Raw genomic sequence first — 21,515 nt, 5'->3', positions numbered from 1 at the left:
GCCCGGAAGACCCCGCGTGACCATGCCCCCGCGGCAGGGGTGAGGCCCATGGGCCCACACGCGGCGCCGCAAACAAACGCCAGCCTTGGAGGAGCTTGCTCTGGCGGAGCGCGGCTGGTGGTTCGACTCCACACGGGCCACTGTTGATGAGGCTCTCTGAATTTCCTCACCGGTGCTCGGTGGTGTCCCCAACCCTGCTCAGTTGATCTCCCCATCATTGAGTGATCTATCCGACGCGTCGAACTGGTGTCGGCGTGTCAATGGAGAGCCTGCGCGCGCTTGACGGTCGGCCTGTTCGGAGGCCCGGATGCTCACGCGGGAGGAAGACGTGGACGCTCATGCTCTGCGTCGTCAGGGCTGGAAAATCTCGGCGATCGCCCGCCATCTGGGGCGTGACCGCAAGACGATCAGCACGTATCTGAACGGCGAGGTGGAAGCCGGTCAGCGCCGTCAGGCGCCGGATGCGGTTGTCCCGTTCCTGGACTACTGCCGTCAACGTCTGGCCGACAATCCGCATCAAGGCAGACCTCGCTCCAGTTCATCCGCGAACTGCTCGTGCGCACTGAACGCTTCTCATCCTTGTGCCTGAGCGGGTGGCTGTATCAGGGCGTGACGAGACAGAACTCCTAGTCGTTGCGTTGGTGATCTCACTCGCCAACACGCCGACACAGGAGCTCTGTTGGTTTCGTATCGTGCCATGCTCGATGTCCCGCACGAGGTGATTGAGCAGGTCTCGTGGCTGATCTACGCCCGAAGGTGTGAGCGCCGCTCGCGCTGGCGCCGCCTGGGCTGCTTCCGCCAGGCTCTCCTCGCGCTGGTCCACGTGCGGAAGAACGAGACACTTGCCCAGGTGGCAGCGGGCTTCGGGGTCTCCACGGCGACAGCCGGCCGGTACGTGACCGAGACCGTCGATGTCCTGGCCGACTCCGCGCCAAGCCTCCTGGACGCGCTCGCCGAACATAACGTGAACGAGTTCCTCATCCTCGACGGCACGCTGCTGCGCATCGACCGGGTCGCCGCCGATGAGCCGTACTACTCGAGGAAGCACCGCCATCACGGCATGAACGCGCAGGTCCTGGCCCGTCCGGACGGGACCCCGCTGTGGTTCTCGCGGGCACTACCGGGCCGTACCCACGACCTGACGGCCGCCCGTGCCCACGGGGTGATCCAAGCGTGTCTGTCCCGGCAGATCCTCGTGTTGGCCGACCGTGCCTACCGCGGCGCCGACGCCACCGTGCGCACGCCGTACTACGGACGCGATCTCCCGCAGGCATACGCCGAGTACAACCGCGAGCACGCCCGCCTTCGCGCACTCCGCGAGAGAGCCTTCGCCGCCTCAAGCAGTGGCAGATCTTCCGCAAGGCCCGCTGCAGCCCGAGCCGCATCAGCCGCACCTCGCCGCCGTTCACGCCATCGAGCTCGCCTGGCACTCAGGATGAGAAGCGTTCACTGAGTTCACAGCCTCGCCCCGGACTCGTCAGCACGATGGTCTCCGCCTCACCGAGAGCCCCGGGGCCTGCCCCCAGAAGTTCACGCTTGATCATCACCGCATCGAGCACCTCGACCCGGTGCTTGCTCAGCAGCTGCACCGCAGTCATCCCACCATCAGTGCCCAGCAGCGGCCGGCACTCATCCACGAGCGACTCAAGACGAGCCGACCACCCCTCTGATCACCATCCGCCCCCTCGCTCACATCAGAGCAGTTCAGGGCATTGGTACGAGTTGGTTTCGGTGGGTGGTGATCCGCACAGCTTTCTTGATCCACTCCCCGCTCGCTCCCCAGGGGACGCTCTCCGAGATGCGCCTGGAGCCGGGGCGGCGGAAGCTAGTGGCATGGACATCCTCATGAGTTGACGGCAGCGTTCAAGCGTTCCCGCAGGTGAGGAGAACACATTATGTCTGCTCAGTTCGTGACCGAAACGGTTGACAACACAGGCGCGGTTGTGGGCAACGTTTGCCTCACCTTGGACCGGGACGACAATCCCTGGATTGCATACATCGCCGACCAGCCGGTAAGAAACGTCCAAGTCGCCAGAAGAACTGACGCCGGATGGATTCGCGAAGACACGCACGTCGTCGCGATAGCTGACGAAAGCAGAATCCCGTTGGCGATAGACTCGAAGGGGAATCCGCACATCGCCTGCCGGGATGGCGATTCAGGTAATCTGCGCTGGGCCTTCGAGCGCCAGGGCTCATGGACGTCTCAAGAAGTCCCCACTCACGGCGGGCTTTCCCCTCGGCCTGTATCGCATATTTCAATGACACTTCACCCGGGGAAGCTCGATACAGAGATGCGCGACACTCCTCAGTTTGCCTTTCAGGAGATGTTTTCGGCGCGTTCTCTCGGTTATGCAACCAAGGTTGGCGACAACTGGAGCGTAGAGATACTGGATGAGGATCCAATTCGTGAAACCGGCTTGTTCGCCTCAATGGCATTTGACATCAGCGAAGCGCTCAGGATCGCCTACTTTGATTTCCGTGACCAAGGGATGAGCCTGAATCCGCAACGGCTCAAGATGGCGGTAACCCTGGCGGATGGCTGGGACTCAAGAATTGTTGACGATGACCCCACCCTTGTTGGCCACTTTTCGTCTATCCCCAAAGGTACGACCTTCACTCCTTTTATTGCCTACTGGGATAAGGGGAGTGGCGATCTCATCGTCTGGAGCCCCAGTTCCATCTTCGGGGATCCCGGGCGTAAAGAAGTAGTCGCCGCAGCGCTTTCGTCGCGCCCCATTCCCTCTGCCGCAGTGAACCTCCAGAGCAAATTCTGTGTCGCCTATCCTGACAATGGAATAAGGATCGCCACGCGACATCACGAATCAGGGGAAGACGCGTGGGGCGTTCAGACCGTCGCTGATACTGGAACATGGCCCTCTCTTGCCTATGACAAGCAAGGCAGTGCCCACATCGCGTACGAGGCTGAGGGCAGCCTTAAGTACGCCCGGGAAATGGAAGGGTGACGTCGCGCCAACTCTGCGATCCCCAGAATTGACAGGCCATCGCCCACCAACACAGTTGGCAGGTAGTTCGCCGGGCTTGGGCTATCAATCCGGGCAGCTACTTTGCACGCGGCGCCACATCCGCGAGGCCGTTGCCCGGGATTTATCTGCTCAGGCCGAAATTGTCAACGTCCTGCCGGGGCAGCGCGTCGCGGAAGCACGCGCCGAATTGGAAGCCATAGGCGTCACGCGCATCAACGTTGACCGGGTTGGCGCGGTTGGCCGTGCCTCACTGCCCGGCACATCTCGTCCAGCGTCAACGTGGCCAACGCGGCAGGGGAACGACTCGCGGCCCTGGGCTACCACCCGGAGTTCGTCACAGCGGACGCCACCAAACATGTGCCTGGAACGTCCGGCCGCATCGTCTCAACCGTCGCCCTCCCGCCTGGCCCCGCGCTACGCGCCGTCGTCGGTGCCCTGGTGCCCGGCGGACGCATCGTGACGACGCTCGCGCGGACGTCCCTCATCGTCACCGGGTGGAAGAACCAGGCCGGGGAGGTGATCGGGGAGATTGAACGCGACATGGCCGGGTTCCTGCTCACCCGCTCCGGCGACGGCTACCCGCCTGCCCTCGCTGACCTGTTCGCCCTCGCACGCGAAACGAGGAAGGGGACGACCGCAGCGCGGGGAGGTACCCGGTCGTGGACGTGGCGAACGCGTGGGAGCTGCGGTCCATGCTGGAAGTCACCACACCTGGCATCGAACTCGGCTACGAGGCGCACGGCCGTACCCGCAGCGCGTACCTGGTCCACACGGAAGGCTCGTTGCCGCTGTGAACGTGCTTCAGCCAGCCGAAGACGGCCGCGTGTTGGTGGTGAGGATGTCGTCTTCCACAGCAACGCCGGGCTGCTGGCAGCTGCCCGGGGGCTCGGTGGAACCGCCTCTGGACGGGGCGGCGCTGGACGAGTCGGCGCTGGCCGGGCAGGCCGCGCGGGAGCTGGCCGAGGAGTTGGGGATCGGGGTGGCAGCCGGCGACCTGACGCTGTGGGTCGTCACCCGTGGGAAGAACCGCAGCATCGGCCTGACCTACCTGGCTCCGGCGCTTCCCGAGGAAACGCTGCACGTCGCGTTTGCCGCCGCTGCCGCGACCGAGCGTGCCGAGGGTCGCGAACCGGAACTCGACGACATCGCTCTGGTGCGCTCACCGGAAGAACTGGCCGGGCTGGCCGGTCCGCACGCGGACTATCTGGAGCCGGTGGTCCGCCGCTTCTCCGGGCATCGGTGAAGGTCGGGCACCGGCCGCGAGGAAGTCGCGTCCGCGTTCGCCCAAATCAACGCCGGACGGGCTATGTCCAGCCCGTCCGGCGTTTGAGGACCGGGGGTCTGGGGGCTGGGCCCCCAGGGAACCGGCGGTCAGCGGCGGCGGACGCCTGCGGCGAGGTCCGCCGCTAGTTCTCGGACGGCGGCGAGGCCGGCCGGGAGGTCGGCGGGGTGGTCGAGGAGGCGCTTGACGAAGGCTGAGCCGACGATGACGCCGTCCGCGAACTGGGCGACTTCCGCCGCCTGTTCGGCGTTGGAGACGCCGAGGCCGACGCAGACCGGCAGGTCGGTGGTGGCCTTGGTCCGCGCCACCAGGTCGGCGGCCTCGCGGCCGACGGACTCGCGGGTGCCGGTGACGCCCATCAGGGAGGCGGCGTAGACGAAGCCGCTGCCGGCGGCGGTGATCTTCGCCAGGCGTTCGTCGCGGCTGCTGGGAGCGACCACAAAGACCGTCGCCAGCCCGTGCTCCTCGGCGGCCTTCCTCCACAGGTCGGCCTCCTCGACGGGGAGGTCGGGGAGGATGCAGCCGGCGCCGCCGGAGGCGGCGAGGTCGGCGGCGAAGCGCTCCACGCCGTAGCGGTCGATCGGGTTCCAGTACGTCATGACCAGCACCGGGGCGCCGGTCGCGACGTGGGCCTCGCGGACCGTGCGGAGCACGTCGCCGATGCGGACGCCGCCGCGCAGGGCGATGTCGTCGGCGGTCTGGATGACCGGGCCGTCCAGCACGGGGTCGCTGTGCGGGAGGCCGACCTCGACGATGTCGCAGCCGCTTTCCAGCAGCGCGGTGCAGGCGGCGATGCCGCCGTCGACGGTGGGGAAGCCGGCGGGCAGGTAGCCGACGAGGGCGGCCCGGTTCTCCGCCCGTGCCGCCGCGAGGGTGGCGGCGAGGAGGTCGCGGCGGCCGGTGAGTTCGCTGGTCTCGGCCATCACTTGGCCTCCTCGTCGTAGAGTCCGAAGTAGCGGGCGGCGGTGTCCATGTCCTTGTCGCCACGCCCGGAGAGGTTGACCAGGATCAGGCCCTCGGAGCCGAGTTCGCGGCCGAGGTCGAGGGCGCCGGCCAGGGCGTGGGCGCTCTCGATGGCGGGGATGATGCCCTCGGTCTCGGACAGCAGCCGCAGCGCGAGCATCGCCTGCTCGTCGGTGACCGGACGGTACTCGGCGCGGCCGAGGTCCTTGAGGTAGGAGTGCTCGGGGCCGATGCCCGGGTAGTCCAGACCGGCGGAGATGGAGTAGGGCTCGGTGATCTGGCCCTCGTCGTCCTGGAGGACGTAGGAGCGGGAGCCGTGCAGGATGCCGGGCTCGCCGGCGGTGAGGGTGGCGGCGTGCTCGCCGGAGTCGACGCCGTGGCCGGCGGCCTCCAGGCCGACGAGGCGGACGTCGGTGTCGGGGATGAAGGCGTGGAAGAGGCCGATGGCGTTGGAGCCGCCGCCGACGCAGGCGGCGACCGCGTCGGGCAGCCGGCCGGCGCGCTCCTGGATCTGGCGGCGGGCCTCGACGCCGATGACCCGGTGGAAGTCGCGGACCATCGCCGGGAAGGGGTGCGGTCCGGCGACCGTGCCGAACAGGTAGTGGGTGCGGTCGACGTTGGCGACCCAGTCGCGGAACGCCTCGTTGATGGCGTCCTTCAGCGTGCGGCTGCCGGAGGTGACGGGGACGACCTCGGCGCCGAGCATCCGCATCCGGGCCACGTTGAGGGCCTGCCGCTTGGTGTCGACCTCGCCCATGTAGATCGTGCACTCGAGGCCGAAGAGGGCGCAGGCGGTGGCGGTGGCGACGCCGTGCTGGCCGGCGCCGGTCTCCGCGATGACCCGGGTCTTGCCCATGCGCTTGGTGAGCAGGGCCTGCCCGAGCACGTTGTTGATCTTGTGCGAGCCGGTGTGGTTCAGGTCCTCGCGTTTGAGGAAGATCCGGGCGCCGCCCGCGTGCCGGGCGAACCTCGGAACCTCGGTGAGGGCGCTCGGCCGGCCGGTGTAGTTGACGAGCAGGTCGTCCAGTTCGGCGGCGAACGCCGGGTCGGCCTTGGCCTTGTCGTATTCGGCCGCGACCTCGTCGACGGCGGCGACCAGCGCCTCGGGGATGAACTTCCCGCCGAAGGCGCCGAAGTAGCCCGCGGCGGAGGGGACCTGGCCCTCGTTGTCGGGGATGAAGAAGTCTGTGGACATCCGGGAATGCTCCTTCGCCGACCCGCGCCGGTAGGGAAGGCGGGGCCGACAGGTGAAGTGCTCGACTGTGGACACGGCAGACGACCGTCCGTACCCGACGCCCGTCCCGATCCGCACCGCCGCGCGGCGGTGCGGATCAGGGCGTCGGGACGGCCGTCAGCCGCGCCATCGCATTCCCTTGATCTGCCCGGGCTCGGCGCCGATGTGGTAGCGCACCCGGCGTCCCCGCACCCGCCGCGCGGGCGCGCGGCAGCCGCGCTGCCAGGCCGGCGGCGCGAGCCGGGGCCGGGAACGGCGGCGGCTCGGGCGGGAGAGGGGACGGGTGGTCATCGTTCGGTTCTCAGCGTCCGTGGCGCAGGGCGGGGTGGGCGCCGGCGGCGACCAGGTCGGCCACGGCAGCCTGCGGGTCCTTGCCGGTCACCAGGGACTCGCCGACGAGGACCGCGTCGGCGCCCTCGTTGGCGTAGGCGATCAGGTCGTGCGGCCCGCGCACACCGGACTCGGCGACCCGCACGATGCCGTCGGGGATCTCCGGGGCGACCCGGGCGAAGTTGTCGCGGTCGATCTCCAGGGTGCGCAGGTCACGCGCGTTGACGCCGATGATCTTGGCGCCGGCGTCGACCGCCCGCTCGGCCTCGTCCTCGTCGTGGACCTCCACCAGCGGGGTGAGGCCGATCGACTCGGCGCGCTCGATCAGCGAGACCAGCGCCTCCTGCTCGAGGGCGGCGACGATCAGCAGCGCGAGGTCGGCGCCGTAGGCGCGGGCCTCCCAGAGCTGGTAGGCGGTGACGATGAAGTCCTTGCGCAGCACCGGGACGTCGACCCTGGCCCGGACGGCCTCCAGGTCGGCCAGCGAGCCGCCGAAGCGGCGCTCCTCGGTGAGGACGGAGATCACCGCCGCGCCGCCCGCCTCGTAGTCGGCGGCCAGTGCGGCCGGGTCCGCGATGGCGGCCAGTGCGCCCTTGGAGGGGCTGGAACGCTTCACCTCGCAGATGACCCGGACGCTGTCGCCCTTGAGGGCGGCGACGCCGTCCTTGGCCTGCGGGGCCTTCGCCACCCGCTCCTTGAGTTCGTCGAGGCTGACGCGCTCCTGCCGACGGGCGAGGTCAGCGCGGACTCCGTCGATGATCTCGTCGAGCACACTCACGCGAGCGGCCCCTTTCTGGCGGGTACGGATCGTCACTGTCAAGTACTGCGATGGTATCCGGCCTACCCGCGACGGCTCGCATCCACCCCGCGCGGGTCTCACATACCGGACATTGCGCTGAACGGGTCCCAACCGTCACACAGGGCGGCACGCTGCCGGAACGCCGGCGCCGCGCGACGCGCGGGGCACGGTTCAGGGGGCGAACGCGGCGCCGAAGGGCAGGTTGCGCACGACGGTGAAGACGGTGACCAGGCCGAGCGCGCACCACAGCGGGAGCAGCGGCGTCCGCCGCGTCCGGGTGGGCCGCCGGGGCCGGCCGGCCAGCGCGAACCACCGCAGCCACCAGCCGGCGGCGACCAGCAGGGCGAGCACGACCAGCACGTTCGCGGCCAGTGCCGCCGGCAGGTCGCCGTGCGCCAGGGCGTGCACGCTGCGCAGGCCGCCGCAGCCGGGGCACAGCACTCCGGTGTGCCGCAGCAGCGGGCAGACCGGGTAGCGGCCGGGCTCGTTCGGGTCGACGACGCCCACGACGGCGACGGCGGCGGCGGTCGCGGCGAGCGCGGCCAGGGCGGGCAGCCGGGCGGAGGTCACCGGGCCAGCGTCGACGTCCGCGGCCCCCGCGCCAAACCGACACGGGTGTGGCGCGGACCTTCGAAGGTCCGCGCCACGCCCGTGGGTTACCCGAATGCTCCTTGCGGCCCAGCGCCCGAACGCCCAACGCGGCTCAGCGCGCGGCGCCCGGCGCGGCGGCTCAGCGCCCGGCGGCCGTCGCGGTCTCGCGGGCCCCCGCGGCCTCCCGGGCCGCGAGCTGCTCCGCGGTCTCCTTGGGCTGGCCCATGCCCATCGAGCGCATGATCATGCCCACCACACCGCCGAGCACGACAACAACCATGCCGGCGACGACGCCGAACGGCTCGGCCATCACCAGGTACACACTGCCGATGCAGAACCCGATGAAGGCGATGGTGACGCCGGTCCACGCGGCCGGGGTGTGACCGTGGCTGCTAGCGGACATGTGAGTGCTCCTCGAAGTATCCGTGTCTCCGACCGCCGGCCGGCCGGTGTGCGCTCACCATTGTGTCAGGGCCGTCGGCGGTCGCCGCCGTCGGCTTCGTCACCCTCGTCGTCGGGGCGCCCGCCGGTGGGGTCCTCGCCCCGGTCGAGCGCCCGCCACAGTTCGTCGGGGCGCTCGGGGTCGGCGGGTCGGCGCGTCACGCGGCGGCCGCCGGACCGCTCGTAGCGGCCGCCCATCGCGGGCCAGGCCGGGCCGAACCGCTGGGCGAGCACCCCCGCCAGCAGCAGGAGCACACCGCCGACGGCCGCCACGTACGGCCAGGCGCTGAACGTCACGTCCGTGGCGGTGGCGCCCACCAGGCCGGTGGCCTCGGCCGCCTTCCCGTCCAGCGTGGCGGTGTCGAAGGTGGCGGCCACCGAGGAGGCGACCACGCCGAGGCCGCACAGCGCCAGCAGCACGGCGACCGCCGTGCGTGCGGCGCGGCGGACGGCGAAGACGGCGACAAGCGCGGCGAGCGCGACGAGCGCCAGCGCACTGGGCAGGCCGGTCACCTCGCTGCCGGTCGCGTGCAGCGGAAGGCGTCCGCCGCCCCGGACGGCGTGGCCTTCCACCCACGTCTGTCCGGCGGCGATCAGTACCAGGGCGGCGCCCAGCGCGCCGCCGAGCACGGCGACGCCCAGCGCGCGCCGGGCGGCGCCGGGGCTCGGGGTGGGGGGCTTTGCGGTCACCCCTTCACGCTACCGCCGAGCCGGTCGGCGGTCCGCACCGCCCTCAGCACCGCCGCCGCCTTGTTGCGGCACTCGGTGTCCTCGGCCGCCGGGTCGGAGTCGGCGACGATCCCCGCCCCGGCCTGCACGTAGGCGCGGCCGTCGCGCAGCAGCGCGGTGCGGATGGCGATGGCGGTGTCGGAGTCGCCGGCGAAGTCCAGATAGCCGACGCAGCCGCCGTACAGGCCGCGCCGGGTCGGCTCCAGCTCCTCGATGATCTGCATGGCCCGGGGCTTGGGCGCGCCGGAGAGCGTGCCGGCCGGGAAGCAGGCGGTGAGCGCGTCGAAGGCGGTACGGCCGGGCGCGAGCCGCCCGGTGACGGTCGAGACGATGTGCATGACGTGGCTGTACCGCTCGATCGTCATGAAGTCGACGACCTCCACACTGCCCGGCTCGCACACCCGGCCCAGGTCGTTGCGGCCGAGGTCGACGAGCATCAGGTGCTCGGCGCGCTCCTTGGGGTCGGCGAGCAGTTCCTCGCCGAGTTCGACGTCCTCCTTCGGGGTGGCGCCGCGCGGCCGGGTGCCCGCGATGGGGTGCAGCATGGCCTGGCCGTCGGCGACCTTCACCAGCGCCTCGGGGCTGGAGCCGACGACGTCGAAGCCGCCCTCGTAGGGCGCCGACGCGTCCGGGCCGGCGAACCGGAAGAGGTACATGTACGGGCTGGGGTTGGTGGCCCGCAGCACCCGGTAGACGTCCAGCGCGCTGGCCGCGCAGTCCGCCTCGAACCGCTGGGAGGGCACCACCTGGAAGGCCTCGCCGGCCCTGATCCGCTCCTTGACATCCTCGACCGCGTCCCGGAAGGCCTCGCCGCCCCACAGCTCCCGGTATTCCGGCAGCTCGGACGGCGGGAGTACGGCGGCGGTGGCGGCCAGCGGCCGGGCCAGGTCGTTGGTCATCGCGTCGAGCCGGACGACGGCGTCCGCGTACGCCTCGTCGACGCCGGTGGTCAGGTCGTTGTGGTTGATCGCGTTGGCGATGAGCAGCACCGTGCCGTCGCGGTGGTCGAGCACCGCGAGGTCGGAGGCGAGCAGCATGGTCAGCTCGGGCAGCGCCAGGTCGTCGGTGGTGCTGTCGCCGACGCGCTCCAGCCGGCGGACGACGTCGTAGCCGAGGTAGCCGACCATGCCGCCGGTGAAGGGCGGCAGCCGGTGGTCGCGCGGGGTGTGCAGCGTCTCGACGGTGGCACGCAGGGCGGCCAGCGGGTCCCCGTCGGTGGGCACGCCGACCGGCGGGGTGCCCTGCCAGTGGGCCTGCCCGTCCCGGACGGTCAGCGCGGCCGCGCTGCGCACACCGACGAACGAGTAGCGGGACCAGGTCCGGCCGTTCTCCGCGGACTCCAGCAGGAAGGTTCCAGGGCGTTCGGCGGCCAGTTTGCGGTAGAGGGCGATGGGGGTGTCACCGTCGGCGAGCAGCCGGCGGGTCACGGGGATGACCCGCTGGTCCTTGGCGAGGACGCGGAACGTCTCCAGGTCGGGAGTGGTCACGGCCGGGTGGCCTCCTCGGTTCGCGGCTGCTCGGCGAGCGGCAGCCGGTCGGCGTCGAAGCAGGTGCGGTCGCCGGTGTGGCAGGCGGCGCCCACCTGGTCGACCCGGACGAGCAGGGTGTCCCCGTCGCAGTCCAGCGCCACGGACTTGACGTGCTGCACGTGGCCGGAGGTGTCGCCCTTGACCCAGTACTCGCCGCGGCTGCGGCTCCAGTAGGTGCAGCGCCCGGTGGTCAGTGTGCGGTGCAGCGCCTCGTCGTCCATCCAGCCGAGCATCAGCACCTCCCCGGTGTCGTGCTGCTGGGCGATGGCGGGCAGCAGCCCGTCGGCGTTGCGCTTGAGCCGGGCCGCGATGGCCGGGTCGAGCGGGCTGTCGGGCACGGAGGCCGCGGGGGACCCCGGGCCCGCTGGGGCCTTCGGGGTCGGAGAGGACGCTGAGGACATGCTCACATTCTGCCGCCGACCGGCCGCGAGGGGGAAACCGCCGCCCGGTGCTCCGCGCGCCGCACCGCGCGGGCGTTCCCTCCGCCCGAACGCCGCCGTGCGGTCGTAGGCTGGCGGTATGTCTACCCATGCCGCACGCGAACGCCGAGCACTGGCCGACCTGTTGGAGGAGGCGGGGCCCGACGCCCCGACCCTCTGCGACGGCTGGACCACCCGCCAACTGGCCGCCCACCTGGTGGTCCGCGAACGCCGGCTGGACGCCGCCGGCGGCATCGTGATCAAACCGCTCCAGGCCAGGCTGGAGCGGGTGCAGGCGGAGTTCGCCGCCAAGCCGTACCCGGAGCTGGTGGGGATGTTCCGGGCCGGGCCGCAGCGGCTGTCGCCGTTCTCCCTCAAGCAGGTCGACGAGGCGTCGAACGTCGTGGAGTTCTACCTGCACGGCGAGGACGTGCGGCGGGCCCGCCCCGACTGGAAGCCGCGCGAGCTGGACCCGGTCTTCTCCGACGCGCTGTGGCGCCGGCTGGAGTCGGCGGGCCGTCTGTACGGGCGCAAGAGCCCGGTGGGTCTGGTGATGCGCCGCACGAACGGCCAGACGTCGGTGCTGCGCAAGGGCATCCCGGTGGTGACGGTGACCGGCGAGCCGGGCGAACTCGTGCTGTACGCCTCAGGCCGCCAGCAGGTCGCCCAGGTCCGCGCCGAGGGCGACGAGGTCGCCGTCGAGCGCGCCGCGAACGCCCCACTGGGGCTGTGATGGCCGGGATCCGCGACCGGCACGAGTACGACGTCACCGTCGAGTGGACCGGCGACCTCGGCTCGGGCACCGAGAGCTACCGGTCCTACAGCCGCGACCACGACGTGCTGGCGGACGGCAGGCAGGGCATCGCGGGCTCGGCCGACCCGGCGTTCCGCGGCGACCCCACCCGCTGGAACCCCGAGCAGCTGCTGGTGGCGTCCGTCGCGCAGTGCCACATGCTCTCCTACCTGCACCTGTGCGCGGTGAACGGCGTCACGGTCACCGAGTACGAGGACCGCGCGCACGGTGTCCTGGCCATGGACGAGAGCGGCGGTGGCGGCCGCGTCACCGGGGTCACGCTGCGCCCCGAGGTGACGGTCGCGGAGGCGTCGATGGTGGAGAAGGCCCGCACGCTGCACGGCGAGGTGCCCGCGCTCTGCTTCATCGCCCGCTCGGTGGACTTCCCCATCGACCACCAACCGGTCATCCGCGTCAGGGCCTGACCGGACCGACCAGGGCGCCGCGTGCCCGGCCCGGCGTCGGACGCCGGGCCGGGAGCGTCAGCGGACGGGGTGGCCGGCTTCGGCGAGGGCCTGTTTGACCTGGGGGATGCGCAGGTCGCCGAAGTGGAAGACGGAGGCGGCGAGCACCGCGTCGGCTCCGGCGTCGACGGCGGGCGCGAAGTCGGCGAGCTTGCCGGCGCCGCCGGAGGCGATGACCGGCACGTGCACGTGGCGGCGCACGGCGGTGATCATCTCCGTGTCGTAGCCGTTCTTGGTGCCGTCGGCGTCCATGGAGTTGAGCAGGATCTCGCCGGCGCCCAGTTCGGCCGCGCGGTGCGCCCACTCGACGGCGTCGATGCCGGTGCCGCGGCGGCCGCCGTGGGTGGTGACCTCGTAGCCGGAGGCGGTGGTGGTGCCCTCCGGGCAGCGGCGGGCGTCGACCGACAGGACAAGCACCTGGCGGCCGAAGCGTTCGGCGATCTCCCGGATCAGCTCGGGGCGGCTGATGGCGGCGGTGTTCACGCCGACCTTGTCGGCGCCGGCCCGCAGCAGCCGGTCGACGTCGTCGGCGCTGCGCACGCCGCCGCCGACGGTGAGCGGGATGAAGACCTGCTCGGCGGTGCGGCGGACCACGTCGTAGGTGGTCTCCCGGTCGCCGGAAGAGGCGGTGATGTCCAGGAAGGTGAGTTCGTCGGCGCCCTCGGCGTCGTACACCTTGGCCATCTCCACCGGGTCGCCGGCGTCCCTGAGGTTCTGGAAGTTGACGCCCTTGACGACTCGTCCGGCGTCCACGTCCAGGCAGGGGATGACTCGTACGGCCAGGCTCACGGACTCTCTCCTCGGAATGCTTCCACTTCGATCTCCACCAGCACCCGGGAGTCCACGAAACCGGAGACGACCGCGAGTGTGCACACGGGTCGTACGGCGTCGAAGACCTCCTTGTGGGCGCGGGCCACCGCGTCGACGTCCCGCGCGTGTGTCAGGTACAGCCGGGTGCGGACGACGGACTCGGCGGTGAGACCGAACCTCTCCAGCGCGGACAGGGCGACCGAGACGGCCGTCCTGGTCTGCTCGTAGGGGTCGCCCTCGCCGTGCAGGACGCCGTCGACGACGGCCATGCAGCCGCCGACGAGGACCCGGTCCCCGACGGCGACCGCGCGCGCGAAGCCGATCGTGTCCTCCCAGGGGCTGCCCGACTGCACGCGCTCGACCGTCATCCGGAAACCGCCTCCAACGCCTCTTCCAGGGTGAACGCCTTGGCGTAGAGGGCCTTCCCGACGATGGCGCCCTCCACTCCCAGCGGTACCAGGGAGGAGATGGCGCGCAGGTCGTCCAGCGAGGAGACGCCGCCGGAGGCGACGACGGGCCGGTCGGTGGCGGCGCAGACGTTGCGCAGCAGGTCCAGGTTGGGGCCCTGGAGGGTGCCGTCCTTGTTGATGTCGGTGACGACGTAGCGGGCGCAGCCCTCGGCGTTCAGCCGCTCCAGCGTCTCGTAGAGGTCGCCGCCGTCCCGCGTCCAGCCGCGGCCGCGCAGGGTGGTGCCGCGCACGTCGAGGCCGACGGCGATCTTGTCGCCGTGTTCGGCGATGACCTTGGCGACCCACTCGGGGGTCTCCAGGGCGGCGGTGCCGAGGTTGACGCGGGTGCAGCCGGTGGCGAGCGCGGCGGCCAGTGTCTCGTCGTCGCGGATGCCGCCGGAGAGCTCGACCTTGATGTCCATGGCCCGGGTGACCTCGGCGATGTGCTTGCGGTTGTCGCCGGTGCCGAAGGCGGCGTCGAGGTCGACCAGGTGCAGCCACTCGGCGCCGGCGCGCTGCCAGGCCAGCGCCGCCTGGAGCGGGTCGCCGTAGGAGGTCTCGGAGCCGGACTCGCCGTGGACCAGGCGTACCGCCTGGCCGTCCCGCACGTCGACGGCGGGCAGGAGTTCGAGCGCGGGCGTCACTTCGGTCATCAGAGGCTCTCGATCCAGTTGGTCAGCAGCTGTGCGCCGGCGTCGCCGGACTTCTCGGGGTGGAACTGGGTCGCCCACAGCGGGCCGTTCTCGACGGCGGCGACAAAGCGCTCACCGTGCGTCGCCCAGGTGACCTTGGGGGCGCGCATCGTTTTGCTGTGCGTCTCCAGCTCCCAGTCACGCACGGCGTAGGAGTGGACGAAGTAGTAGCGGGTGTCGGCGTCGAGTCCGGCGAAGAGCCGGGAGTCGGCGGGCGCCTCGACGGTGTTCCAGCCCATGTGGGGCACGACGTCGGCCTTGAGCGGGCCGACCGTGCCGGGCCACTCGTCCAGGCCCTCGGCCTGCACGCCGTGCTCGATGCCGCGGGAGAACAGCACCTGCATGCCGACGCAGATGCCCATCACCGGGCGGCCGCCGGCCAGCCGCCGGCCGACGACCCAGTCGCCGCGGGCGGCGGTCAGGCCGCGCATGCAGGCGGCGAACGCGCCCACGCCGGGCACCAGCAGGCCGTCGGCGGCCATCGCCCGGTCGTAGTCGCCGGTGATCTCCACGTCGGCGCCGACCCGGGCCAGCGCCCGCTCGGCGGAACGTACGTTGCCGAAGCCGTAGTCGAAGACGACGACCTTCTTGGCTGTGCTCTTGGAGCTCTTGGGGCTCATCGGTGTGGCTTCGCCCTCACTCGAGTCGGAGGATGCCGGCGGTCAGCGCCATGGCGGAGCAGATGCCCAGCAGCACGATCACGCCCTTGGGCATGCCCTGCTTCCAGAAGGAGATGACCCCGCCCAGCAGGAACAGACCGACAAAGATCAGCAGTGTGGAGACCGTGTTCACAGAGCGCCCTTGGTGGACGGGATGCCCGTCTGCCTCGGGTCGATCTCGCTCGCGTAGCGCAGGGCGCGGGCGAGCGCCTTGAACTGGCACTCCACGATGTGGTGCGCGTTGCGCCCGTAGGGCACGTGCACGTGCAGGGCGATCTGCGCCTGGGCCACGAAGGACTCCAGGATGTGCCGGGTCATCGTGGTGTCGTAGTCGGGCCCGATCATCGGGGCCATGTTCTCCGGCTCGCTGTGCACCAGGTACGGGCGGCCCGAGAGGTCCACCGTGACCTGCGCCAGCGACTCGTCCAGCGGCACGGAGGCGTTGGCGAAGCGCACGATGCCGCGCTTGTCGCCGAGGGCCTGCCGGAAGGCCGCGCCGAGCGCGAGGGAGGTGTCCTCGATGGTGTGGTGGCTGTCGATGTGCAGGTCGCCGTCGGTCTTGGCGGTCAGGTCGAACAGACCGTGCCGACCGAGCTGGTCGAGCATGTGGTCGAAGAAGCCGACTCCGGTGGCCACGTCGACTTTGCCGGTGCCGTCGAGGTTGATCTCGACGACGACGGAGGTTTCCTTGGTGGTGCGTTCCACCCGGCCTACGCGGGTCATCGCTCGTTCTCCTTCATTACTGCTCGTACCGCGTCGAGAAACGCGTCGTTCTCCGCCGGTGTTCCCGCGGTGACCCGCAGCCGGCCGGGCACGCCGTTGTCCCGGACGAGTACCCCGTGCTCCAGCAGTGCCTGCCAGACGGCGTGCGCGGTCAGCGGCAGGGTGCTGTCGGGCGCCTCGGGGTCGAAGCGGCCGAACTGGACGAAGTTGGCGTCCGAGTCGGTGACCTCGCAGCCGATCGCGCGCAGCTCGGCGACGATCCGGTCCCGTTCGGACTTCAGCTGCTCGACGTAGCCGAGCAGGGTGTCGGTGTGCTCCAGCGCGGCGAGCGCGGTGGCCTGGGTGACCGACGACAGGTGGTAGGGCAGCCGGACGAGCTGCACGGCGTCCACGACGGCCGGGTCGGCGGCCAGGTAGCCCAGCCGCAGCCCGGCGGCGCCGAACGCCTTGGACATCGTCCGGGACAGCACCAGGTTCGGCCGGCCCTCGATCAGCGGCAGCAGCGAGGGCCGGTGGCTGAACTCGCCGTACGCCTCGTCGATCACCACCAGCGCGCCGCGGCGCCCCCGGTCGAGGGCGGCCTGCTGCGCGGCGTCGTGCAGCGCGAGGACGGTCTCGGCGGCGACCGCCGTGCCGGTCGGGTTGTTGGGCGAGCAGACGAACACCACGTCGGGCGCGCGCTCGGCGATCAGGGCGCGGGCGGCGTCGACGTCGATGGTGAAGTCCGCGCCGCGCGGGCCGGCGAGCCAGTCGGTGCCGGTGCCCCGGGCGATGAGCGCGTGCATCGAGTAGGACGGCTCGAAGCCGAGCGCCAGCCGGCCCGGCCCGCCGAACGCCTGGAGGAGCTGCTGGAGGATCTCGTTGGAGCCGTTGGCGGCCCACACTCCGGCGGTCTCCGTGCGGTGGCCGGTGCTTCGCGTCAGGTACTCGGCGAGGGCCGTGCGCAGTTCGAGGGCGTCCCGGTCGGGGTAGCGGTTGAGGCCGCGCGCCGCGTGCGCGACGCGCTCGGCGATCCGCTCGACCAGCGCCTCGGGCAGCGGGTACGGGTTCTCGTTGGTGTTGAGCCGGACGGGCACGTCCAACTGCGGCGCGCCGTAAGGGGACTTGCCGCGCAGCTCGTCACGGATGGGCAGGTCGTCGATGCGGGTCACGGCCGGCCGCCCTTCTCGGTGTCGGCCGTTTCGGGGAGGCCGCCGTCGAAGCGGGCCTTGAGGGCGGCGCCGTGCGCCGGCAGGTCCTCGGCCTCGGCGAGCGTGACCACGTGGTGGGTGACGTCGGCGAGCGCGTCCCGCGAGTAGTCGACGACGTGGATGCCGCGCAGGAAGGACTGCACCGACAGGCCCGAGGAGTGGCAGGCGCAGCCACCGGTGGGCAGGACGTGGTTGGAGCCGGCGCAGTAGTCCCCGAGCGAGACCGGCGCCCAGGGGCCGACAAAAACCGCGCCCGCGTTGCGGACCCGGGCGGCGACCCGGGCGGCGTCGGCGGTCTGGATCTCCAGGTGCTCGGCGGCGTACGCGTCGACGACGGCCAGGCCCTGCTCCAGGTCGTCGACGAGGACCGTGCCGGACTGCCGGCCGGCCAGCGCCTCGGTGATGCGCTCCCGGTGCTTGGTCGCGGCGACCTGGCGGGTCAGCTCGGCGTCGACCGCGTCGGCGAGCGTGGTGGAGGGCGTGACGAGCACCGCGGCGGCGAGCACGTCGTGCTCGGCCTGGCTGATCAGGTCGGCGGCGACGTGCGCCGGGTCGGCGGTGTCGTCGGCGAGGATGGCGATCTCGGTGGGCCCGGCCTCGGCGTCGATGCCGATCCGGCCCTTGAGCAGGCGCTTGGCAGCGGCGACCCAGATGTTGCCGGGGCCGGTGACGAGGTTGACCGGGCGGCACTCGTCGGTGCCGTAGGCGAACATCGCGACGGCCTGCGCCCCACCGGCCGCGTACACCTCGTCGACGTCCAGCAGCGCGCAGGCGGCGAGGATCGTCGGGTGCGGCAGCCCCCCGAAGGCGGCCTGCGGCGGGCTGGTGACGGCCAGCGAGCCCACGCCGGCCTCCTGCGCGGGCACCACGTTCATCACCACGGAGGACGGGTAGACCGCGTTGCCTCCGGGTACGTACAGGCCCACCCGCTCGACGGGCACCCAGCGCTCGGTGACCGTGCCGCCGGGAACGACCGCCACGGTGGTGTCGGTGCGCCGCTGCTCGCGGTGGACGATGCGGGCGCGGCGGATGGACTCCTCCAGCGCCGCCCGGACGTCCGGCGCCAGCTCGGCCAGCGCCTTCTTCAGCGCCTCGACCGGGACCCGGACGCGCTCCAGCTCCACGCCGTCGAAGCGTCTCGCGTAGTCCAGGAGCGCCGCCGTGCCGCGATGGTGGACGTCCTCGCAGATCGGCCGCACCTTCTCCAGGGCGGCTTCCACGTCGAGTTCGGCGCGGGGCAGCAGGTCGCGGTCGATGCCGCCGCTGGTGTCGGTCCCACGCAGGTCGATTCGGTCCAGGGTGATTGCTCGCAGCACGTCACCCAGTGTCTCAGACGTCACGCGCGGGTACGTGCGCCGTATCAGTGCGTGATACGGGTGTCGGACCGGCACCCCTGACCGATAGTGTTGATCAGGTCACTCAGTGGGACGCGCGTGTACGCGGGGGAGCACGGGAGTGTGGAGTGGGGGCGAGACGTGAGCGAGCCGCTCGAGGACGGCGACCCGCCTGCCGGTCTGCGGTTGACCACCGCCGAATGGGGACTGTGGCAGGCGTTCAGGAACGGCACCAGGCACGACCTGCGCACCGGTGACCTGGCCGAGGACGACCCCGGCGGCGACCGGGTCTGGGGCCCGCGCCGCACGGTACGGGCCCGGGTCATCTCCACGCTGCTGCTGCACGGCCCGCCGCCGCTGCTCGGCCGGGTGGCGGCGCTGCACCTGTCGGGCGCGCTGATCACCGGCCGGCTCGACCTCTCCGGCGGGACGGTCCAGCCCTACTTCGAGCTGCGGCACTGCCGCTTCGACGAGGAGGTGCTGCTGTCCGAGTGCCGGCTCTCCACCGGCCGGCTGCTGGGCTGCCGACTGCCGCGCCTGGAGGCCGCCCGGCTCACCACCGACGGCGACCTGCACCTGCCGCGCTGCTCGATCCCCGGCGGCATCCGGCTGACCGACGCGGTGATCGGCACCGACCTGATGCTCAACGAGGTCACCGTGGGCGGCGGGCGGCGCGGGCGGGCGATCGCCGCCGACGGCATGACCGTCGGCCAGGACCTCCAGGCGAGCCTGCTGCTGGCGGGCGGCGAGGTGTCGCTGCGCGGCGCGCGGATCGGCGGCTCGCTGTTCATGTACGGCAGCGAGCTGCGCAACCGCCGCGGCCCGTACGCGCTGCACGCCCCGCAGCTGGAGGTGGCGCGGTTCGCGCACTTCGCGTCGTTCGGCAACGCCGGCGCCCGGCACCTGCTGAGCAGCACTCCGCCCACCGGCACCCGCTACCCGCTCACCGGCCGGGACGGCGCCCGCCCGCAGCTCCGGCCCCATCCGTCACCGGACCCGTCGGGGCCGCCGGTCCAGCCGTTCCTGTGCGACGGCGGGATGAAGCTCGACGACGGCCGGTTCGGGGACTCGCTGGTGCTGGAGGGCGCGCGGCTGGAACTGGAACGCGGGCAGGAGCTGTCGCTGCGCCGCGTCCAGACACCCGAGCTGTGCTTCACGCCGGAGCGGGTGACCGAGGGGCGCGTCGTGCTGGCCGGCGCGACCGTCGGCAACCTGGTGGACCGCGCCGACAGCTGGCCGCGGCACGAGGGCCTGTGGATGGCCGGTTTCAGCTACGAACACCTCATCCCGATCGGCTCGTTCCCGCTGGCGGAGCGGCTGCGCTGGGTGGCCACCGCCACCCCCGAGTACTCGGCGGAACCGTACGAGCAGCTGGCGACCGTGCTGCGCAACGGCGGCGAGGACAACGAGGCACGAACGGTTCTGCTCGCCAAGCAGCGCCGCCGCCGCGAGACGCTTCCGCTCGCCGGGAAGCTGTGGGGCTACCTCCAGGACTGGACCGTCGCCTACGGCTACCAGCCCGTCCGGGCGCTGCTGTGGATGCTGCTGCTGTGGGCGTCCGGCGCGCTGTTCTTCCGCAGCAACGCGCCCGAGCCGCGCAACGACGAGGAGAGCCCGCACTGGGACGCCGGCGTGTACGCGCTGGACCTGCTGCTGCCGCTGATCGACCTCGGGCACGACACCGCCTGGCGCCCGGAGGGCTTCCACCAGTGGATGGCCACCGGGCTGGTGCTGGCCGGCTGGGTGCTGGCCACCACGGTCGCCGCCGGCGCCACCCGGCTCCTGCGCCGCCAGTGACCGCGCGCCCGGCGTGGGAGGGACCCCGCGGGCGCCCGTCCCGCGCCCGGCGCGCCGGGGGCGCTGCCCGGGCGGGCCCGCGGCCGATAGGCTGACCGTTTGTGACCACGACGCGCCTCCCGCTGTTCCCGCTGAACACCGTGCTGTTCCCCGGTCTCGTGATGCCGCTCAACGTGTTCGAGCCGCGCTACCGGGCGCTCACGCGGTCGCTGCTGGAGATCCCCGAGGACGAGCCCCGCCTGTTCGGCGTGGTCGCCATCCGGGACGGCCACGAGGTGGCGCCCACCGCCGTCGGCCTGCCCGGCGAGGCGACGCCCCCGGCCGGCCCCGCGCAGGGCTTCGGCGGCGACCCGCTCGCGTCGTTCTACCCGGTCGGCTGCGTCGCCGACGCCTCCACCATCCGCGAGCGGGAGGACGGCTCCGGCTTCGACCTCCTGGCGACCGGCACCGCCCGCTTCCGGCTGCGGTCCGTCGACACGAGCGGCGAGTTCCTCGTCGCCGAGGCCGAGGACCTGCCGGAGGAGGAGGGCGAAGGCGCGGGCGCGCTCGCCGAGGGCGTGCTGCGCGCCTTCCGCGCCTACCAGAAACGTCTCGCCGGGGCCCACGAACGCACCCTGTCGGGCAGCCAGGAGCTGCCCGACGAACCGTCGGTGGTCTCCTACCTGGTGGCGGCGGCGGCCGTCCTGGACACCGTCACCAAGCAGGCGCTGCTGGAGAGGCCGGACACCGCCGCCCGACTCGCCGACGAGCTGCGCCTGCTGCGGCGCGAGACGGCCGTCCTCGGCAAGCTCCCCTCGCTGCCGGCCGTCGACCTCACCCGCCGGCCCACCTGCCCCAACTGAGCCGAGGAGGCCTCCCCCCGTGGCGAAGACCAAGAAGCAGCGCGCGGCGCAGGGCTCGACGGGCACACCCGCCACCGTGGCCCTGACCCGCGCCGGCGCGGAGTTCACCGTGCACTCCTACGAGCACGATCCGGCCGCCGCCTCCTACGGCCAGGAGGCCGCCGAGCTGATGGGCGTCGAACCCGAGCGGGTCTTCAAGACGCTGGTGGCCGAGGTGGACGGCGCGCTCACGGTCGCCGTCGTACCGGTGGCCGGCACGCTCGACCTCAAGGCGCTCGCCGCCGCCGTCGGCGGCAAGCGGGCCGTCATGGCCGACCCGGCCGCGGCCGAGCGGACCACCGGCTACGTGCGCGGCGGCATCTCACCTCTCGGGCAGCGCAAGCGGCTGCCCACGGTCGTCGACGCCTCGGCGGCGGCGTTCGAGACGGTGTGCGTCTCGGCCGGACGACGCGGCCTGGAGA

At 71.8% G+C, this 21,515-nt stretch carries 27 protein-coding genes and 1 pseudogene; 10 read left to right on the top strand and 18 right to left on the bottom strand.

Features of this window, described 5'->3' with window-relative positions; translation table 11 throughout:
- Nucleotides 1-307 precede the first annotated feature (307 nt).
- Together GL263_RS04825 and GL263_RS04820 are read left to right on the top strand one after the other, a co-directional pair.
- Nucleotides 308-589, top strand: a complete 282-nt coding sequence (locus tag GL263_RS04825; protein WP_228456102.1) for a terminase gpP N-terminus-related DNA-binding protein — start codon at nt 308-310, stop codon at nt 587-589.
- A 90-nt stretch (nt 590-679) separates the two neighbouring features.
- Nucleotides 680-1,439 (top strand): annotated as a pseudogene (locus tag GL263_RS04820) (transposase family protein).
- Here the strand turns inward: GL263_RS04820 and GL263_RS04815 are convergent.
- Nucleotides 1,431-1,589 (bottom strand): hypothetical protein, encoded by a 159-nt coding sequence (locus tag GL263_RS04815; RefSeq protein WP_182854305.1) that lies wholly within the window; start codon nt 1,587-1,589, stop codon nt 1,431-1,433. The pseudogene GL263_RS04820 and the gene GL263_RS04815 sit on opposite strands and share 9 nt — an antisense overlap.
- Nucleotides 1,590-1,895: 306 nt before the next feature.
- Between GL263_RS04815 and GL263_RS04810 the strand changes: the two genes are divergently transcribed.
- The 3 genes from GL263_RS04810 (at nt 1,896) to GL263_RS28790 (ending at nt 4,227) form a co-directional block, all read left to right on the top strand.
- A complete protein-coding gene (locus GL263_RS04810) occupies nt 1,896-2,963 on the top strand; it encodes a hypothetical protein (protein ID WP_182854302.1) in 1,068 nt (355 codons plus the stop codon).
- Between the two features lie 680 nt (nt 2,964-3,643).
- A complete protein-coding gene (locus tag GL263_RS28795) occupies nt 3,644-3,778 on the top strand; it encodes a hypothetical protein (protein WP_267132748.1) in 135 nt (44 codons plus the stop codon).
- A 44-nt stretch (nt 3,779-3,822) separates the two neighbouring features.
- The gene (locus GL263_RS28790) at nt 3,823-4,227 is read left to right on the top strand and encodes an NUDIX domain-containing protein (protein WP_267132747.1); all 405 of its coding nucleotides are present in this window, start codon (nt 3,823-3,825) and stop codon (nt 4,225-4,227) included.
- A 128-nt stretch (nt 4,228-4,355) separates the two neighbouring features.
- Here the strand turns inward: GL263_RS28790 and trpA are convergent, their stop codons facing one another.
- From trpA to hisI, 9 genes are all read right to left on the bottom strand, one after another.
- Nucleotides 4,356-5,189 carry a tryptophan synthase subunit alpha gene (trpA, locus tag GL263_RS04800; RefSeq protein WP_182854300.1) on the bottom strand — a complete coding sequence of 278 codons (834 nt, stop codon included), beginning with the start codon at nt 5,187-5,189 and terminating at the stop codon, nt 4,356-4,358.
- Nucleotides 5,189-6,424 (bottom strand): tryptophan synthase subunit beta, encoded by a 1,236-nt coding sequence (gene trpB / locus GL263_RS04795; protein WP_182854299.1) that lies wholly within the window; start codon nt 6,422-6,424, stop codon nt 5,189-5,191. Before trpB ends, trpA begins: the two co-directional genes overlap by 1 nt.
- 156 nt (nt 6,425-6,580) lie before the next feature.
- Nucleotides 6,581-6,754, bottom strand: coding sequence for a tryptophan biosynthesis modulator TrpM (gene trpM, locus GL263_RS04790; protein WP_181354715.1), 174 nt, complete (start codon nt 6,752-6,754; stop codon nt 6,581-6,583).
- Between the two features lie 10 nt (nt 6,755-6,764).
- Nucleotides 6,765-7,571: an indole-3-glycerol phosphate synthase TrpC gene (gene trpC / locus GL263_RS04785; protein ID WP_182854298.1), complete on the bottom strand. Its 807-nt coding sequence runs from the start codon at nt 7,569-7,571 to the stop codon at nt 6,765-6,767.
- A gap of 192 nt (nt 7,572-7,763) precedes the next feature.
- Nucleotides 7,764-8,162 carry a DUF2752 domain-containing protein gene (locus tag GL263_RS04780; RefSeq protein WP_182854297.1) on the bottom strand — a complete coding sequence of 133 codons (399 nt, stop codon included), beginning with the start codon at nt 8,160-8,162 and terminating at the stop codon, nt 7,764-7,766.
- Between the two features lie 160 nt (nt 8,163-8,322).
- On the bottom strand, nt 8,323-8,586 hold the full coding sequence (locus GL263_RS04775) for an HGxxPAAW family protein (protein ID WP_182854296.1): 264 nt from the start codon (nt 8,584-8,586) through the stop codon (nt 8,323-8,325).
- 65 nt (nt 8,587-8,651) lie between these two features.
- On the bottom strand, nt 8,652-9,314 hold the full coding sequence (locus GL263_RS04770; RefSeq protein WP_182854295.1) for a TIGR02234 family membrane protein: 663 nt from the start codon (nt 9,312-9,314) through the stop codon (nt 8,652-8,654).
- Nucleotides 9,311-10,840 carry an anthranilate synthase component I gene (locus tag GL263_RS04765; protein ID WP_182854294.1) on the bottom strand — a complete coding sequence of 510 codons (1,530 nt, stop codon included), beginning with the start codon at nt 10,838-10,840 and terminating at the stop codon, nt 9,311-9,313. Before GL263_RS04765 ends, GL263_RS04770 begins: the two co-directional genes overlap by 4 nt.
- Nucleotides 10,837-11,283 carry a phosphoribosyl-AMP cyclohydrolase gene (gene hisI, locus GL263_RS04760; protein ID WP_182854293.1) on the bottom strand — a complete coding sequence of 149 codons (447 nt, stop codon included), beginning with the start codon at nt 11,281-11,283 and terminating at the stop codon, nt 10,837-10,839. Before hisI ends, GL263_RS04765 begins: the two co-directional genes overlap by 4 nt.
- A 118-nt stretch (nt 11,284-11,401) precedes the next feature.
- Between hisI and GL263_RS04755 the strand changes: the two genes are divergently transcribed.
- Entirely contained in the window at nt 11,402-12,034 is a 633-nt protein-coding gene (locus tag GL263_RS04755) for a TIGR03085 family metal-binding protein (protein ID WP_182854292.1), read from the top strand.
- The gene (locus tag GL263_RS04750; protein ID WP_194377133.1) at nt 12,034-12,519 is read left to right on the top strand and encodes an OsmC family protein; all 486 of its coding nucleotides are present in this window, start codon (nt 12,034-12,036) and stop codon (nt 12,517-12,519) included. The genes GL263_RS04755 and GL263_RS04750 overlap by 1 nt, the downstream gene beginning before the upstream one ends.
- A 57-nt stretch (nt 12,520-12,576) precedes the next feature.
- Here the strand turns inward: GL263_RS04750 and hisF are convergent, their stop codons facing one another.
- The 8 genes from hisF to hisD are packed head-to-tail and all read right to left on the bottom strand — an operon-like array spanning nt 12,577 to nt 18,421.
- Nucleotides 12,577-13,347, bottom strand: a complete 771-nt coding sequence (gene hisF, locus GL263_RS04745) for an imidazole glycerol phosphate synthase subunit HisF (protein WP_182854291.1) — start codon at nt 13,345-13,347, stop codon at nt 12,577-12,579.
- Nucleotides 13,344-13,736, bottom strand: a complete 393-nt coding sequence (locus tag GL263_RS04740; protein WP_182854290.1) for a RidA family protein — start codon at nt 13,734-13,736, stop codon at nt 13,344-13,346. Before GL263_RS04740 ends, hisF begins: the two co-directional genes overlap by 4 nt.
- Nucleotides 13,733-14,470: a bifunctional 1-(5-phosphoribosyl)-5-((5-phosphoribosylamino)methylideneamino)imidazole-4-carboxamide isomerase/phosphoribosylanthranilate isomerase PriA gene (priA, locus tag GL263_RS04735; protein ID WP_182854289.1), complete on the bottom strand. Its 738-nt coding sequence runs from the start codon at nt 14,468-14,470 to the stop codon at nt 13,733-13,735. Before priA ends, GL263_RS04740 begins: the two co-directional genes overlap by 4 nt.
- Nucleotides 14,470-15,129, bottom strand: coding sequence for an imidazole glycerol phosphate synthase subunit HisH (hisH, locus tag GL263_RS04730; RefSeq protein ID WP_182854288.1), 660 nt, complete (start codon nt 15,127-15,129; stop codon nt 14,470-14,472). Before hisH ends, priA begins: the two co-directional genes overlap by 1 nt.
- 16 nt (nt 15,130-15,145) lie before the next feature.
- Nucleotides 15,146-15,301 carry a CG2302 family histidine operon protein gene (locus tag GL263_RS04725; RefSeq protein ID WP_153506862.1) on the bottom strand — a complete coding sequence of 52 codons (156 nt, stop codon included), beginning with the start codon at nt 15,299-15,301 and terminating at the stop codon, nt 15,146-15,148.
- Complete coding sequence (hisB, locus tag GL263_RS04720) at nt 15,298-15,891, bottom strand: imidazoleglycerol-phosphate dehydratase HisB (protein WP_182854287.1); 594 nt, start codon at nt 15,889-15,891, stop codon at nt 15,298-15,300. Before hisB ends, GL263_RS04725 begins: the two co-directional genes overlap by 4 nt.
- Nucleotides 15,888-17,042, bottom strand: coding sequence for a histidinol-phosphate transaminase (locus GL263_RS04715; protein ID WP_182854286.1), 1,155 nt, complete (start codon nt 17,040-17,042; stop codon nt 15,888-15,890). Before GL263_RS04715 ends, hisB begins: the two co-directional genes overlap by 4 nt.
- Nucleotides 17,039-18,421 carry a histidinol dehydrogenase gene (gene hisD / locus GL263_RS04710; protein WP_438947915.1) on the bottom strand — a complete coding sequence of 461 codons (1,383 nt, stop codon included), beginning with the start codon at nt 18,419-18,421 and terminating at the stop codon, nt 17,039-17,041. Before hisD ends, GL263_RS04715 begins: the two co-directional genes overlap by 4 nt.
- 135 nt (nt 18,422-18,556) lie before the next feature.
- Between hisD and GL263_RS04705 the strand changes: the two genes are divergently transcribed.
- The 3 genes from GL263_RS04705 to ybaK all read left to right on the top strand — a co-directional run.
- Entirely contained in the window at nt 18,557-20,212 is a 1,656-nt protein-coding gene (locus tag GL263_RS04705; RefSeq protein ID WP_182854285.1) for an oxidoreductase, read from the top strand.
- Between the two features lie 101 nt (nt 20,213-20,313).
- On the top strand, nt 20,314-21,054 hold the full coding sequence (locus GL263_RS04700; protein ID WP_182854284.1) for an LON peptidase substrate-binding domain-containing protein: 741 nt from the start codon (nt 20,314-20,316) through the stop codon (nt 21,052-21,054).
- A 19-nt stretch (nt 21,055-21,073) separates the two neighbouring features.
- A partial coding sequence (gene ybaK / locus GL263_RS04695; RefSeq protein ID WP_182854283.1) for a Cys-tRNA(Pro) deacylase occupies nt 21,074-21,515 on the top strand: 442 nt, incomplete at its 3' end.

The sequence above is a fragment of the Streptomyces durbertensis genome (assembly GCF_014156695.1).
In the GTDB taxonomy this organism is placed as follows: Bacteria; Actinomycetota; Actinomycetes; order Streptomycetales; family Streptomycetaceae; genus Streptomyces; species Streptomyces durbertensis.
The sequence above is the reverse complement of the archived record's forward strand: the minus strand, read 5'-3'. Positions and strand labels throughout refer to the sequence as shown.